Source organism: Neisseria sp. P0001.S007 (assembly GCF_051963655.1).
Taxonomy (GTDB): domain Bacteria; phylum Pseudomonadota; class Gammaproteobacteria; order Burkholderiales; family Neisseriaceae; genus Neisseria; species Neisseria subflava_A.
The window spans coordinates 1-234 of sequence record NZ_JBQCUB010000063.1; the positions used below are offsets into that span (position 1 = coordinate 1).

Sequence of the window (234 nt, forward strand, 5' to 3'; positions counted from 1 at the left end):
CGAAGATTAAGCCTCGCCATTGAAACAATTGATGGAAAAAGGCTAATTCGGTGCCGTCAGCGATGATATGGCGCGCACATTTTTAGCGGATAAGCTAGAAATGTGGGCGGTTGTCGTGGCGCCGTGGGTATTGGTACAGCCTTTCAAAGACTGATAAGGCCGTCTGAAAAAACAAAACCGGAACATGCGATATGTTCCGGTTTTTCATTTTTCAGACAGCCTATTGCAAAGTAA

Annotated in this window: 1 pseudogene; it reads left to right on the top strand. The window is 45.3% G+C overall.

Features of this window, described 5'->3' with window-relative positions:
* Positions 1-64: 64 nt before the first annotated feature.
* Positions 65-154 (top strand): annotated as a pseudogene (locus ACTHRE_RS11200) (DUF2288 domain-containing protein); the annotation flags it as partial.
* Positions 155-234: the final 80 nt, after the last annotated feature.